Here is a 15,604-nt window from a genome sequence, read left to right on the forward strand (position 1 = left end):
GAACGCGGAGGCTTGGTGATCCGGAGGAGGAGGAAGGGAAGCAGACCGGTGGTATGAGTGGTCCGCTAGCTTAACGGTTGCCGCGCCGCGCCGCAAAAAACTGGCGGGTCCCCGCCAAGGGCGGTGTTTCCAGCCGCATGCCAGCGGGAAGCGCCACGGCCTGTTGATTGGATCAGCCGTATGGAGCCAGCCTACGGGCTTCATGGACGCTGGGCCTCCATCGATGCTTGCGGCCCGAACGCTTGCGCGAATCGGCTGATGTTACGCGTGTTTCGTCGCTCGATAGCTGCTGTGAGTCGACCGTTCGTCGCGGAATGATTTCGCTTGAATTCTGAACCACCGCAGGATCCCGATCTTGCGCAGCCCAGGCTCCGCCTCGCGATGGCAGCTCCGCCTCGCGATGGCAGCTCCGCCTCGCGATGGCAGTCGACGTGTGGCGGAGCCACGCCGGCATTTGCGTTCCCAGGCGGAGCCTTGGGACGAGGGCGACAGAACGCGGGCGGCGCGTTCAACGGCCGCGTAGCAGCGACCGGACGTAGTCCGCAAAGCCTCGCATGTCGGCCGGCAGCGGATGCTTGTCCGAAGGTCCGATCACGATCGGGCCGTCGATCGGATCCGGGTGCAGACCATGGCTGCCGCGGACCAGCGTCGCATCCAACGGAATCACGTCCATCTTGTAGCGCATGCCGAGCTTCTTTTGCAGCAACCGCCCCGCCATCCGTGCCTTGCTGGTCATGAACAGCTCGCACGGGTCGTAGCCCGGTTTGCGATGGATATCCACCGTGCGGGCGAAATCGGGTGCCAGTGCGTCGTCGTTCCAGTAGTAGTACGTGAACCAGGCATCGCGATCGGCTAATGCGATCAGTTCGCCGCTGCGTGGATGATCCAATTCAAGTTCGCCGGGTTCAAACACGCCGTCGATCCCCGGGGCCGATTCCAGTTCCCTTCGCACCGCGGCAACCGAGCCCGGGTCGTTGACGTAGACGTGCGCCAATTGATGGTCGGCGACTGCAAACGCCTTCGATTCCCCCGGCATCAGCACCTCACCGAACGGACCGTTCCGCACCGACAGCCATCCGGCCTGGCGAAGAATTCGATTGATGTGAATCGGGCGGTTGGCGGGGACCAATCCGTACTCCGACACAATCACCACCTGCGCCCCGATGTCATCGGCGGCGGACAAGATGGTTTGGACGCACTGGTCGACTTCGGCAACGCGGGCCGGATCATGATCGGGGAACCGTTGGAAGTCGTAATCCAGATGCGGCAGATAGGCGAGCGCGATCTGCGGCTGCTTTTCACGCATCACCGTCGCCGTCGCTTCGGCGATCCAGCGGCTGCACGGCAACCCGGCACCGGGGCCCCAGAAGGTGAAAAAGGGGAACGCGCCGTGCCGCGCGGTCAAGTCGCACTCGGTGTGGTCCAGGACGTCGAAGACTTTGCTGCCGTCACACCCGTAGTGTGGCTTGGGCGTACAGCTGTATCGCGCCGTCGACGACTGGTTGAACCACCAAAACATCTTTGCGGTTTCGAAGCCGTCATAGAACGCCGGCCCCTGGACCAGCGAGCGGGCTTGTTGCCAGAACCGAATCTCCTGCGTCTCGCGATAGTACCAACCGTTGCCGACCACGCCGTGATCGCGTGGCGCCAATCCGGTCAGCATCGTCGCCTGGGACGTGCACGTGACCGCCGGCAACGGGCTCGTCCACGGCATGAAGTTCTTGCCGCCCGCGGCGAGCGCGTCACGCGACGGGTTGCCGGCGAGCGAACGAATCGCCGGCGCGTCGGCGAGCAGCCGAGCGGTCAGCCCGACCACATTGATCACACAAACCCGATCCATTCACTCAGGTCCGCTTCAGGTTTCGGGATCGTCATCGGGGACCGGCGGCATCGTCAGCACGCGGTACAGACAATACGTCAACAAGGTCACCACCGAGCCGACCGAGGCCGTCATCACGATCCAGCCATAGGTATTCATTGAATTCAAAGTCCAGGTTTCAGGTAACTCATTTCAAATTGTCGAATCGGCCCTGCTGTCGCCAGCGAATTCCGGCCACGTGCACCATCACTGCCAAAAACGCGATCGTGCCTCCGATGAACAACAGCGACATCAGGATGACTTCGTCGCCGGCGATCTTTGACAGGTATCCCTGAGTGACGGCGCCCGTTTCCGGATCGGTTTTGTCCAACACATTTTCCCAAGCGAACGCGATGAAGATCACACCCAGATAGACGGGGACGACGTACTTGAGCATGTACTGCACGGCGGTGGGGATTTTCAGGTGCGATCCATGATTGGACTCTTCGGCCCCGCGCTCGATCCCGAACACCCAGCCGTACATCACCGCCTGGACCATTGCGAGCACGAAGATCAAGAACGTGCCGACCCAGAAATCAAACGTGTCGAGCGCTTTCAGTCCGGCGGAAAAGTACATCACGAATCCGCTGCCCGAGAGTGAGATGATTCCCAGTAGCGACACCGACGCGCCACGCTGCATCCCGAAGCCTTCTTCGAAGAACGCGATCACCGGTTGCAGCATCGACAAACTGCTGGTGATCGCCGCCAAGAACAACATGAAGAACCACAAGAACCCGAAAAACTGGCCGGCCGGCATCTGCGCGAACACGTTCGGCAGCGCCGTGAACCCCAATCCGAACGTGCCCTGCTGGCCGACCGCCGCGCCGAGAAAGATGAATGCGGCCGGCAACGTGATCAGCCCGCCCAGGCAGACTTCAAAAAACTCATTCATGCTGCACGCGGTCAATCCGCTCAGCACCACGTCGTCCTTTTTCTTCAGGTAGCTGGCATAGTTGACGATGACGCCGAACCCGACCGACAGGGAAAAGAAAATCTGGCCCGACGCGGCCAACCAAGTCTTTGAATTCAGCAGCGCCGAAAAATCAGGGTTCCACATGAACCCCAGCCCGGCGTTCACCTGATCGGCGGGCAAGGTCAATACCCGGACCAAAACGCACAGGGCGCACACGACCATCAGCGGGATCGCATAGCGACAGAACGTCTCGATTCCCTTGGCGACGCCCCGATAGATAAAAATAAAGTTGATGACGAAGGTGACGATGACGAAGTACAGCAACGAGGACTCGCCGCGGAACGCTGCCCCGTTTTGCCCCTCGCCGCTGCCCACGAAACTGCTGAAAAACGATCCGTAAGCGTCGGTGTCCTCACCCAGCATCAGCGATCCGTTGAGATACGAAAACGCGTACGCCAGGCACCAGGACTCGATGACGACGTAATACATGTAAATCACCAGCGGGATCAACAACGCCGGCACCGCCAAATACCGCGCCTTGGCACTTCGGCAGACGACGCTAAAGATCCCCGGCGATGAATTGAATCCGTGGTGCCCCCCGTACCGCCCCATCGTCCATTCGGCCCAGCACAACGGAATCCCCAGCACCAGCAGCGAGATGAAGTACGGCAGCAAGAATGCCCCGCCGCCGTTCTGTGCCGCTTGGCCGGGGAACCTCAAAAAATTCCCCAGACCGACGGCGGAACCGGCCACCGCCAAAATCACGCCGATCCGAGTCCCCCACTGTTCGTTGCTGCCATGGTTTTGTGCCGGTTGATTTTCGGATGAATTTTCCACGTCTTTCCAGTCTTTGGAGCGGGACAGGCGGACAGGCGAGTGGTCAGTTTACCCGGCAATGTCAATTTTTGGCGACGGCAAGTCAGAATTCTGCTGCCGCGGAAATTCGCCCTCGAAAATTCGCAAAGATTTTTGTTCGCCCGGCCAGCCAGCCGTCGCCCCTTTCACCGGACGACCATTGGCCGGCCCATGGGGATCTGCAAGTCGAGGTCCGACGCGACCCGCGATTTTTCAGCCGCGCCGCAGCCGATGCTGCCAAGGCAACCGGAGTCTGCGTCAGGGCCGCCGCCAGGGGACCACAGCAGGTGGGGTTTTCGGCGGCAGGACGCGTCTCGCTGGGGTGGGCCCCCCAAGGGAACTTGAGAGACGGGACGCGTCAAAGAAAAGTGGTCAGGGCCGGGCTCGAACCGGCGACACCGGCCTTTTCAGGGCCGTGCTCTACCAACTGAGCTACCTGACCAGCTGGAAGATTCATTCGATCTGCGGGGATCCTAGGCTATGATGCCATGGTTCGTCAATTGGTTCACTTCACTTGAGACATCTTTGATTTTGGCACCGACGTTTGGCAGATGCTTCCGACACCGTATGATAGCTCGAATTATCTCCCCAAACGGCGATTTCGTCACCTCGGTGATTCGTTCGCCAACTTTTCAGACCAATTATCTGCCTGCACTCGCGGCCCATGGGTTTTCCGATCACACTAAACGATCGTCAGCCCATCAGACTTTTCGGGTCGACACACGAATCAAGGATTCCGGCCACGTTCGCTTGGGCGGAGGTATCTAAAGATGTCATCGATCATTGATCAAGAAAAAAAAACGGATCAACTGGAAGCGGCGCGGCAGGAGCGCGAACTCGAACGCGAAAAGCTGAAACTCAGCCGCTTCGACTCGGTGACGTCCCTGTTCCTGGCCTTGATCCTGTTTCTGGGCGCCTTCGTGTTCATGATGTTCGTCGTCTGGCTGCTCAGCGGTGAACCCAAGCCGATCGCATTGGCACCGATCATCGAAAACCCGCCGGGCCGCGGCGAAAACCCGGAGGGGTTCGAACGCGATTTCGAGCCGCCGGGGGCCGAAGAGGTCGAAGACCTGATGGAACCGACCCTGGCCGACACGATCGAAGCGGTCACCGACGCGGTCAGCAGCGTGGCCGCCTCGCTGACGACCGCCGACACCAACGCCGCCGCCTCGACCCAAGGCACCGGCCAGGGCGACAGTCGACCGCCGGGCCCCATGGGCGAGGGGGATGACATCATCGGCCGCTGGGAACGCTGGGAATTGACGTTCAACGCCAAAGGCAAAACGGACTACGCCAAACAACTGGATTACTACAACATCGAATTGGCCGCGTTCGGCGGCGGCGGCCCCAACGTCATCGAAATGGCCAGCAACTTGTCCGGGTCGCCGACCAAGCGAGTCAACACCGAGCCCAAGACCGAAGAACGGCTGTATTTTTCCTGGAAACTGTCCAACCCCCTGATGCAGTTTGACCGCCAACTGCTCAGTGCGGCCGGAATCAGTGTCGACGGCCGAAATGTGATCCGGTTCGTCCCCAAGGATCTCGAAAACCGGCTCGCCAACATGGAAAAGGAATACGCCGAAGGCAAGGGAAAGAAATTCCCCCACTCGATCGCCAAAACCGTGTTCGAGAGCACCGCCGACGGCAGCGGGTACACGTTCAACATCATCAGCCAGCGTTACCGAAAAGGTTATTGAACCCCAAGGCTATTGAACCCGACCGACCGTTCTCCTCCCCCCCTTCAACCAAACACAATCAACTTATCAATCAACGGGAAAGACACGAATGTCAATGATCCTTGCGTACTCGCTTTTCAACATGATCGCCGATGCGACCTACCTGGCACTCGCGGCGGTGGCACTTTGGGGGTTGTACTGCATCGTCGTCGTCTGGAACCGCGTCGGACAAAAGCGGTTCAAGTCCGAAGACGAACAAGACCAGTTCCTGGATGACATCGAACAGATGATCCAGTCCGGCGATTTCGAAGGCACGATCGATTACTGCGAAGGCGACGCGCGGGCGCTGCCCCAAATCATTGAACTGACCGTCAGCCACCGCAACCTGGGCTACAACCGGGCCCGCAAGTTCATGATGGATCGCTTTCAACGCGACGTGATGAGCGACCTGGATTACCGGCTCAGCTGGGTCAGCACCGTCATCAAAGCCGCCCCCATGATCGGGCTGTTCGGCACCGTGTTCGGGATGATGGGGGCGTTCCAGACCCTGGCCACCGCCGAATCGGTCGAACCGAGCAAGCTGGCCGGCGACATTCGCGTCGCACTGGTCACGACCGCCAGCGGACTGGCGATCGCGATTCCGTTGATGATCCTGGTCGCCAACGTCAACATCAAAATCGCCAAAATGGAAGACCTGGTCGGTTCGGGACTCAGCCGTTTCATGGACGCCTTCAAAGCCGGACTCGCCCGCAGCGGGGGACGCTGATCCATCATGAGTAGCGTGATCGAAGACGATGTTCTGGAGGAAGATGACGATTTCCAAATGCCTCGCAGCAAGCGAGACGATGACGAAATGGACATCACCCCCATGATCGACATCACCTTCCTGTTGCTGATCTTTTTCGTCGTCTGCTCCAAAATGGATCCGACCCAAATGGGAAAGATCCCCGAGGCACAAAACGGCATCGCCATCAGCGCCAAAGAATCCGCCGTCGTGTTCATCGAGCCGGCCGGCAAGGACAAGGTCGTGCTGAAGCGAATCGACGGCACCGAATTCAGCACCGACGAGGAAACGCAAACCACCGAACTGATCGAATACATCACCGAAGAACTCAAGACCACCCGTGGCGAAGAAAAGAACCACGTGATGATCATGGGCGACGGAGAAGTCGTGGTCGGCGAAGTCACCCGTGTGCAGAAAATCATCGGCGATGCGTTCGAGGATATTTCCTCCACCTACATCGCGGTCAAAGAATTATGACGCGCCGCAACGAACAAGAACTTGACCTGACGCCGATGATCGACGTCACGTTTTTGATCCTGATCTTCTTCATGGTCACCGCATCCTTTTCGTTGCAACATGCGATCGAGACGCCGACTCCGGAGAGCGATCAAGCCAGCCGCGATGTGATTGCCACGCAACTCGATCCGATCCGATTGCATGTCGACCGCCACGGCAGCTTTTTGTTGATGACAACCGACTGGCAAAAGGAAATTGTCGGCAAGCAGGAATTGGTGAACCAACTGGCCGCGGCGAAAGGGAGGGGGGCGATGCACGTCGAACTGCGGATCGAAGTTGAGTCCGCTGCCCGTTTGCAACACATGGTCGACGCGATGGATGCCGCGACGATTGCCGGATTCGATCGGTACCAGCTGGCTGAATCCGATTCCGAATTGATTTAACAAGACAAAACTTTTCTTCCTTTTCCGAGCGCATGTCGATTCCAGTTACCTGTCCCCAGTGTGGCGCGACCAACAAGGTCAACGATTCGTTGGCCGGTCGTCGCGTGCGCTGCCCCCAGTGCGACACCGCGGTGCATGTCCCCGAGTGGGACGAAACGGCGGCCCCGCCGCCGCTGCCCAGCGACGTGCCGGTCGAAACCGAGGCCCCGGCCGCCGAGTCCGTGGAAATCCCCGCGGCCCAGCCCGTCACCGTCGAACCGGCGGCCACCCCGGCGGTCGACACGACCCCGCCGGCTGACGCAGCGGTATCTGCGTTTCCCAGCAGCCCGTCGCCGCCCGCGCCGCCCGGCGATGACGATGATGACGATGATGACGACGAGCCGATCTTCCAAAAATCAAAGCGTGAGGAAGAAGAGCTCGACATGACGCCGATGGTCGACGTCACCTTCCTGCTGTTGATCTTCTTCATGGTCACCGCGGCGTTCAGCCTGCAAAAATCAATCGAAATGCCGCGGCAACAGACCGACGCCCCCAGCACGACCGTCGTCGAAGAGGAAGAGGAAGACCTGGAAATGGTCGAAGTCCAAGTCGACGAATTCGGGTCGTTTCTGGTCCTGGCGACCGATTGGCAAGAAGAAACGCCCGGTAAACAAAATCTGATCACCACCCTCAAACGCGCCAACGAAAGCGGTAACCCGGCGCGACTGGTGATCAAAGTCCATGAGCTGTGCAAGCTGCAGTACCTGGTCGACGCGATGGACGCTGGAACCATTGCGGGATTCACCGAAACTCAGGTCACCCAGGTCGAGGAGTTTGACTAACGGGACCCTGCGAGGTGCGTTCCGCGTTTGACGCATTACCGATTCACTTGACCAGTTCCGTGACGCTCGGCGGCGGCACCACGGGACGATTGACAAATCACTTTTCACCACCACTTTCTTGAACACGATGCTTGCTAACGAACTGATCGATCAACTGGAGCGACGCGGTCTGCTGGACCAGGAGATCATCGAGGCGCTGCGCGAACAACTCGACCAGGGCGGCGCACGGGTGACGCCCGAGGCCGTGGCAAAGTTGCTGGTCGACAACGGACAACTGACCCGTTTTCAAGCGACCAAGCTGATCGGCGAACTGCGCAGCGGCGAATATGCCGACGATTCAACCATGGCCGCCGCCGAGATCGTCGAAGAGGATTTGATCGCGATCGACGAGGACGATGCGATCGAAGTCGAAGCCGTCGAGGCCGTTCCGGTGGACGAGGACGCCGACCTGTTTGATGAATTCGGCCAAGCCGAAGCCGTGCCCGTGGCAGCCGTCCCGGTCGCCGGCGCCCCCGTCAATGACTTGGCGGCTGGTGCTCCCGAACGTGAGCGACCGCGGACCCGACGAACCAAACCGGAACCGAAAGATAATCAATGGGATTCGTTCAAGATCTACGGCTTTCTGGGCATCATCGGATTCCTGCTGTTGTCCGGCGGAGGACTCTATTGGATCCTTTCGCGCGGCAACGCGGATGAACGCATCAAGATCGCCAACGAGCTTTACGACAACCAGAACTACACCCCGGCCCAAGAAAAATACTTGGAGTTTCTCGATTCATTCGGCAATTCCAACGAACACAGCACTCTGGCGCGAACCCGTGTCATCATGACCGAACTGTATCGGGCCGAAGGGATGACCGATCCGACGTACGCGACCGAACTGGCACAGGAAAAACTGCCGACCATCGAAGACGAAGAAGGGCTGAACGAAGAACGGGGCAACCTGGCCGCGCTGCTGGTCAAGATCGCCGAGAACATCGTCGCCGAAGCCAACGAAAAATCGGAAACGACCGCCAAGCGGCAGTTGCTCGATAAGCTGAACGAGCAAATCGAACTGACCAACAATCCGCTGTACATGACCGGCGCCATGCGGACCACGTTGTCGGGGCGGCTGAAAGAGATCGATGAGGCCCGCGGTCGGGTCGAACGCGAAATCAATCGCAACGAACAGTTGGACGCCGCGGTCGAAAAGATGACCGCCCTGTTGGCGGAAAAGAACACCAAAGCGGCTTATGACGTGCGTTATGAATTGCTGCAGTCGTTTCCCGAACTCGGCGACAACGAACGGCTGATCACGTTGATCGCCAGGGCCAGCGAAATCCAACAGCAATTGGTGGAAACCACCGCGGCGCTGCCAAAGCGGATCGAAGCCGAATTGCAAACCGACCTCCGCCCGATCGTGTTGACCGCACGTTCGGGTGATCGCGTGCCGGATTTGCGTGACGAAGTGATCTTTATCCGCACCAAAGGCAGTGTGTTGGCCTTCAACGGCGAAGACGGCACGCTGCTGTGGCGTCGCTACGTCGGAAACTCGCTGGCCCACAGCCCGATCCGCTTGGACGGCGGTACCGCCGTGCTCTTGACCGGTTCGGCCAAACTGACGGTCGAACGCTGCGACGGCCGCAGCGGTGACATCGATTGGCGCGTCGAGATCGGCGAACCCTTCAATCAGCCTGTGGTCAGCGACAACGAAATCTATCTCTCGACCAAATCGGGACGTTTGATCGCCCTGGACGCCACCACCGGTGATGCCAAGTGGGCTCAGCAGATTCCGCAAGCCTTGGAAGTCGGCCCCGGCGTCGATGACCGCGCCTCGATCGCCTACATCCCCGGTGACCACAGCAACCTGTACGTGCTGGACAGCAACAACGGCGACAGCGTGCAAAGCTACTACATGGGGCACAAGGCCGGGACGATCGCGGTGCCGCCCACGCCGCTGCTGGAACACCTGTTTGTGATCGAAAACAAAGGCCCCGAGTACTGCCTGGTTCACATCCTGGGGGTCGACCAGTCGGGCATGAACGTGAAAAAGGTTCAGGACCCGGTGCGGATGAGTGGCAACGTGGTCGTTTCGCCGATCGTTGCCCAACAACGTCGTCTGGTCGTGCTGACCGACCTGGGGGAGATCTCGGTGTTCGACGTCGAAGTGACCAGCGAAACCGACAAGGTTTCCGTCGTCGCCAACCAGCTCGCTTCCTACGGCACGCCGACGCTGACACAAATGGCCGTCGGACGCAGCCAAATGTGGACGACCGGGTCGCGAATCGGACGCTATGAATTGCAGGTCAATCGTGGCCGCGTCGTCCCGGACTGGTTCAAACACGAAGGCGACCGATTCGTCGGGCAACCGCTGGCGATCGGCGACGCGCTCGTCCACGCGCGTCAGCTTCGCGGGACCTCCGGAATCCGTGTCTCCGCGGTCGATCCCAAGTCGGGCGAGGAATTGTGGCGCAATGATATCGGCGCCCCCGTCGCGATGCTCCGCCGCGCCGAGGCGGGCGTGCACGCATTGACCAGCCAAGCGGCCCTGTTCGAATTGGACCGATCGGCCATCGGCAGCGGCGCGACACGGGCGCCGATCGAGAACCGAGGCAGTGTGGGCGTGATCATGCGGTTCGAAGACCCGTTGAAGATCGACGACGATCGCGCCGTGTTGCTCAACAAAGCCGGCGGCGAAGGCGGTCAACAAGTGGCCGTCTATGACCCGACCCGCAACACCGAAAAGCTGCGGCTGGTCAGTTTGAACGTGCTGTCGGGCAAACCTTCCGGCCGCGGTCTGGTCGCCGGGGGCGGGTTGTTTCTAACGCTCGACAACGGACGCGCCGTCGTGATGAACTTCCAAACCGGATCGCAGATGGGGAATCCCTTCCAGCCGGTCAGCAGCCCCGTCGAAAAGGTCACCTGGACCAACGCCGTCGCGCTTCCCGATGACCCGGGCCAGGTCGTCGTCGCCGACAGCCGTAGCGGGCTGTATCGGTTGCGTGTCGGCGAGCGGACGACACCGCTGGCCGAAACCAAACTGCCCGCGCCGACGTTGGGGACCATCGCGGGCGTGGGGATGACGCTGATGGCCGCCACCAGCGGGCCGGCCGCCGATGTGGTCATCGGCCGCGATCTGGCGACACTGAAAGAAAAGTTCCAAACGCAAATGGACGGTCGCGTCATCTGGGGACCGGTCACCGCCGGCGATCAGGCGGTCGTGTTGACCGACGATCAAGTCTTACGCGGCATCACGACCGACGGCCGTCCCACCTTTGCCGTCACCGTCCCACGCGGGTTGCCGGTCGGAGACCCCGTGATCCACCAAGACAACATCATCATCGTTTCCGATACCGGCTGGATCGTGGTGATCGATCCGGCCTCCAATGATCCGGTCGGCCTGACCGAGATCGGCGAACCGTTCTCGGCAACTCCCCTGGTCCTGCAAGATCGATTGCTGGTCCCCGGCGAAGAAGGTGTCGTCTACGTCGTCAAGATTCCCAGTGGGGTGAGTGGTCAATGAAGTTTCCGTTTCAATTCAACCCAACGGCGACCGGATTCGCGCTGGCTTTGATCGCCCTGATCGGATCGGCACTGCACGCCCCGGCGTCGGCGCAAACCCTGACGTACGCCGAATCTGGCAAACCCGAAGATTCCGGGCTGGGGCTGTTGCAAGAAGCCCCCCACGACATCATCTATTTCACCGATTCCTCCGGGGGCGGCTGGGCCAAGGTCCAGCTGTTGCCCATCCGTGACATGCCGGCCACGACGCGTGGTTCGTTGCGGTTTTCCATTTTGGGAATCGAGCTCGATGAATTTGTCGCCAAGTGGACGGATATCGAACGCATCGATTTCTGGGAAAAGCGACTCGAACGTGAAACCGCCTCGCGAATCGCCAACGGGGACTTCGTCGGTGCCTATCCGTTCCTATCGATCTTGATTCGCGACTATCCGCGACGTCCGGGCCTGAAAACCCTGCGATCGGAGTTCCTGTGGCGCAACGCCATCCAACGCGCCTCGGGCAGCCAACGCGCCGAGTCGCTGGCGATGCTGGAAGAATTGCATCGCTATGATCCCCAGTACAACCAAGCCCAAGTGCTCAAGGCGATCAGTTTGACCACCGGATCGCTGATGCAGTCCCTGATCGACGAAGGGGACTTGGATAACGCACAGCAGTTGCTGGCCCGACTGAAAGAAGACTATGGGCGATTCGATTTGCCGGCGATCGCGAAGTGGGAAGGCGAGTTTCTGCGGATGGCGACCGAGAAACGAAACGAGGCGATCGAAGCGGTCAAGCGAAAGGATTTTCGATCCGCGCGTAAACTGGCCCGGGAAAGTTTGTATCTGAAACCCGACATCGACGGCGGGCGTGACCTGGTCAAAAAGATCGACGAAGCCTACCCGCTGGTTTCGGTCGGTGTGTTGCAGGCGGCGCGCATTTACGACCCCGTCCGCATGGACAACTGGGCGGCCCGGCGCGCCGGCCGATTGCTCTACCGCAACCTGTTCGAAATCCAAGGCGCCGCACCTGAAGGCGGCGAATACGATTTTCTGTTCGGATCGGCGGAAACCACACCCGACCGCCAAGTCTTGGAGTTGACTCTGGAAACCGCCAAACTGCCCAACCCGCTCAACCGCATCGAAGTCGACTTCTTGGCCGATCAATTGGCCCTGCGGGCGATGCCCGAATCGGAAACCTACTTTTCCCCCTGGGCGGCATCGGTCACGGGCATCGGAATCGACGGCCCGCAACGCATCGAGTGTGTCCTGCGTCGTCCCCACGTGCTGCCCACCTGCTTGCTTCAAATCAACGTCGATGCCAGCTGGTTCGGCGGAGAAAAGGGCGGCGCGACCGGGGACTATTTCACCGATGTCGTCAACGATGAAGAAACCCGCTTCATGCTGACGGAGGATGCGCGGCGGGCCAGCGGTGACAGCGGCAAACCCCGCGAAATCGTCGAGGTCCGATGCAACACCGGCAGCGAATCGGTCTCCAAATTGCTCAGCGGCGAGATCGACGTGTTGGATCAACTGTTCCCCGCCGACGCGATCAAACTCAAAGAGCGACGTGACGTCAAAGTCGTCGAGTACCCGTTGCCCACGATCCACATGCTGGTCCCTTGCTCGGACCATCAGTTCGTCGCCGACAAAAATTTCCGCCGGGCGCTGCTGTACGGCATCAACCGCGAAGACATCCTTCAAGGCGAACTATTGGAAAACCATGCGTCGCCGGGCTGTCGCGTCCTCTCCGGGCCCTTCCCCGCCGGTCTCAGCCAGGACGACCCGCTGGGTTATGCCTACGACACGACGATCCTGCCGCGACGCTTCGAACCCAGCTTGGCCCAGTTGCTGGTCGCGCTCAGCAAGAATTTGAAAATCGCTGAAGCGAAGCGCAAGGATGAACCGGAACCGAAACTTCGTGCCGTACGACTGGCATTTCCCGCCGATAACCTCTCACGCGTCGCTTGCGAAGCGATTCGCAGCCAATGGGAATTGATCGGGTTGGATGTTGAATTGGTCGAGCTGCCGATCGGACGCACTTATCCGGACCCCGACACCGCAGATCTGGTTTATGTTTCCTGTGCGATCTGGGAACCCATCATTGATGCGCGTCGATTGCTCGGGCCGCGCGGATTGGCCCGCAGCGAAGACCAATTGATCGGGCTCGGATTGCGGCGGCTGGAAGAAGCGCGAAACTGGAAAGAAGTTCGCGACCGTTTGTTGGTCCTGCATTCGATCTCGCATCACGAATTGCCGGTCTTGCCGCTATGGCAAATGGTCGATTCGTTTGCGTACCGAAACAACCTGGTGGGGATGGGCAGCAACATCGTTTCGCTTTATCAGAATGCCGGGAATTGGAGATTGGAATTTTGAACCGCATCACCACCACCCCGACCAAACTTGTCTTCGCCGTCGCCGTCGTCGCGTTGCTGTTTTCGACGGCGACGCCTTCGTTGTCGGCGCAGACCGCCGACGCCCCCGACAACGCCTCGTCGGCTGAACCGGAAAGCGATGCCCCCCTCACCGAGCCCGATCCGCGAGCCGATGAGCCCTGGGATTATTCTCCCTATCGCGTGCTGATCTGGATCGCATCGCGGGACCCGCGGTTCACCGCCGAAACGCTTCACGAGCCCCTGGCGGACTACTTGGATCGCGATTTCAACGCGCTCTGGCGAACGACGATCGAAGACGCGCCGGCGTCGGTGGCCACCGCGGCGTTTCGTTCGATGGACGATTTGACGTACGACCGCATCGCCGCATCCGACCCGGTCATCGCGGTCAAACGTGACCACGAGGACGCGATCCGCATCCAGTCGGTACGCAGCCTGCCACAATACGTCAACGCCGTGCCCACGACCAAAGGCATGCAGGCCAACGTGCTGCGTCGTGCAACCGAATACGGTGACGCGACCATGGGCGGCACATCGGCCAAGTTGCAACCGATCGAAGGCGACGCGATTGCGTTGGCGGAATTCTGGAACGATGCGTCGACCGAAGCCTTGTTGGTCACCCGCGGACAAGCGACCACGTTTTCCAAGCCCGGGGCGAAGATCGTGCCCTTGCCCGTGACCGGATTGGTCGCCTCGACCGTCCGACGTTACGACAAAGTCTTCATCGTCCGAATCCTGCAGGAGGCCAGCGGGTCGAACGTCGCAGTGATCGAAATGGAGACGTTGATGCGGTCCTTCGGCGCCGTCGTCCAGGCACCTTTTCTGTCGGCCTATGACCTGCCCAACGTCGTCGGGCACACCGTCACGCGGGCGTTCTCGCCGATGGTGCGGATCGACGATGCCGGGCAGAGTACGGCAACCGGAATGATCCGCGCCGGCAATCTGATCCTGGACCCGGAATCCCCCGCCGACGTCCCCGTGGGAAGCGCTCTGCAACCGATGATCCGCAAGAATGATCGCAACGGGAAACCGATCGCGATCGGCCGAATCGAGTGGGCGTACCTGATCGCGACCGAACGCGAAGGCCCCAACGTAAAGATGGATTACTACTCCGGCATGGCCGGTGGTCTGCAGGGCCGAAAGAATTCACGGACCTTTAAAATGGCCATGCTGCTCAAACCGCTCCGCGACGAAACGATGCTGCGGCTGCACGTCAAAGGACGCGAGGACCTGCCTTTGATCGGCTATGAACTCTATGAACGCGAATTGAAAAGCAAGTCCATGACCTTCGTCGGACGGACCGACTGGAATGGACGACTGGCGATCGAAAAGACGGACGACCCGCTGCGTTTGCTGTACGTCAAGAACGGCGGCGCCGTGTTGGCGCGACTGCCCCTGGTGCCGGGACTGACGCCCCAGGAGGTCGCCGATCTGACCGGCGATGACATGCGGTTGCAGGCCGAAGCGTATATCCGGGGCGTGCAAAACGCCATCATCGACTTGGTCGCCATCCGCAAGCTGTTGGCCGCTCGGATCCGCATGCGGTTGAAGAATGGGCAGATGGAGCAGGCCGAAGAACTGCTCAATGCGCTGCGTGAGCAACCGACCAACGAGCAACTCGCCGACGACATGGGAAAGAAGCAAGGGGATTTCTTGAAGGAGATCGGCAATCGCAATCCCAACCAGCGCCGCAAGGTGGACATCATGTTCAAAGAAACTCGCGAAATGCTGGGCAAGCAAATCAACCCGACCGTTATCCGCGATTTGGAATCCGACGTCCAACGCGCCAAAGACAACGGCGGTAAACTGCCGGACGAACCGGCCGAAGACGAAAACGCCTGAGGGGGCGGTGCGATGGCGACGTGCTGAAAAGGATTTTCAGCGTTTTTTCCGACTTTCGCCGCCATGTTCCCGCCGCAAATCTGTTT

11 protein-coding genes and 1 tRNA gene are annotated in these 15,604 nt (G+C 60.1%); 8 read left to right on the plus strand and 4 right to left on the minus strand.

Annotation, left to right across the window (positions count from 1 at the left end):
* Positions 1–508: 508 nt before the first annotated feature.
* The 4 genes from Mal15_RS01885 to Mal15_RS01895 all read right to left on the minus strand — a co-directional run bounded on the left by Mal15_RS01885 (position 509) and on the right by Mal15_RS01895 (position 4,068).
* On the minus strand, positions 509–1,840 hold the full coding sequence (locus Mal15_RS01885; protein WP_147866196.1) for an alkaline phosphatase family protein: 1,332 nt from the start codon (positions 1,838–1,840) through the stop codon (positions 509–511).
* Positions 1,841–1,855: 15 nt separating this feature from the next.
* Positions 1,856–1,978: a hypothetical protein gene (locus Mal15_RS34865; protein WP_261344583.1), complete on the minus strand. Its 123-nt coding sequence runs from the start codon at positions 1,976–1,978 to the stop codon at positions 1,856–1,858.
* Between the two features lie 28 nt (positions 1,979–2,006).
* On the minus strand, positions 2,007–3,608 hold the full coding sequence (locus Mal15_RS01890; RefSeq protein WP_147866197.1) for a sodium-dependent transporter: 1,602 nt from the start codon (positions 3,606–3,608) through the stop codon (positions 2,007–2,009).
* Positions 3,609–3,995: 387 nt separating this feature from the next.
* A tRNA-Phe gene (locus Mal15_RS01895) sits at positions 3,996–4,068 on the minus strand.
* Positions 4,069–4,396: 328 nt separating this feature from the next.
* Between Mal15_RS01895 and Mal15_RS01900 the strand changes: the two genes are divergently transcribed.
* The 8 genes from Mal15_RS01900 (at position 4,397) to Mal15_RS01935 (ending at position 15,518) form a co-directional block, all read left to right on the plus strand.
* Positions 4,397–5,323, plus strand: coding sequence for a hypothetical protein (locus Mal15_RS01900; RefSeq protein WP_147866198.1), 927 nt, complete (start codon positions 4,397–4,399; stop codon positions 5,321–5,323).
* Positions 5,324–5,417: 94 nt separating this feature from the next.
* Positions 5,418–6,068 carry a MotA/TolQ/ExbB proton channel family protein gene (locus Mal15_RS01905; protein ID WP_147871803.1) on the plus strand — a complete coding sequence of 217 codons (651 nt, stop codon included), beginning with the start codon at positions 5,418–5,420 and terminating at the stop codon, positions 6,066–6,068.
* A 6-nt stretch (positions 6,069–6,074) separates the two neighbouring features.
* Positions 6,075–6,563, plus strand: a complete 489-nt coding sequence (locus Mal15_RS01910) for an ExbD/TolR family protein (protein WP_147866199.1) — start codon at positions 6,075–6,077, stop codon at positions 6,561–6,563.
* Positions 6,560–6,985 carry an ExbD/TolR family protein gene (locus Mal15_RS01915; RefSeq protein WP_147866200.1) on the plus strand — a complete coding sequence of 142 codons (426 nt, stop codon included), beginning with the start codon at positions 6,560–6,562 and terminating at the stop codon, positions 6,983–6,985. The genes Mal15_RS01910 and Mal15_RS01915 overlap by 4 nt, the downstream gene beginning before the upstream one ends.
* Positions 6,986–7,017: 32 nt before the next feature.
* Complete coding sequence (locus tag Mal15_RS01920) at positions 7,018–7,806, plus strand: biopolymer transporter ExbD (RefSeq protein ID WP_147866201.1); 789 nt, start codon at positions 7,018–7,020, stop codon at positions 7,804–7,806.
* Between the two features lie 127 nt (positions 7,807–7,933).
* The gene (locus Mal15_RS01925) at positions 7,934–11,308 is read left to right on the plus strand and encodes a PQQ-binding-like beta-propeller repeat protein (protein ID WP_147866202.1); all 3,375 of its coding nucleotides are present in this window, start codon (positions 7,934–7,936) and stop codon (positions 11,306–11,308) included.
* Positions 11,305–13,659 carry an ABC transporter substrate-binding protein gene (locus Mal15_RS01930; RefSeq protein ID WP_147866203.1) on the plus strand — a complete coding sequence of 785 codons (2,355 nt, stop codon included), beginning with the start codon at positions 11,305–11,307 and terminating at the stop codon, positions 13,657–13,659. Before Mal15_RS01925 ends, Mal15_RS01930 begins: the two co-directional genes overlap by 4 nt.
* Positions 13,656–15,518: a hypothetical protein gene (locus Mal15_RS01935; protein WP_233903232.1), complete on the plus strand. Its 1,863-nt coding sequence runs from the start codon at positions 13,656–13,658 to the stop codon at positions 15,516–15,518. Before Mal15_RS01930 ends, Mal15_RS01935 begins: the two co-directional genes overlap by 4 nt.
* The last annotated feature ends 86 nt before the right edge of the window (positions 15,519–15,604 follow it).

The organism is Stieleria maiorica, from assembly GCF_008035925.1.
In the GTDB taxonomy this organism is placed as follows: domain Bacteria; phylum Planctomycetota; class Planctomycetia; order Pirellulales; family Pirellulaceae; genus Stieleria; species Stieleria maiorica.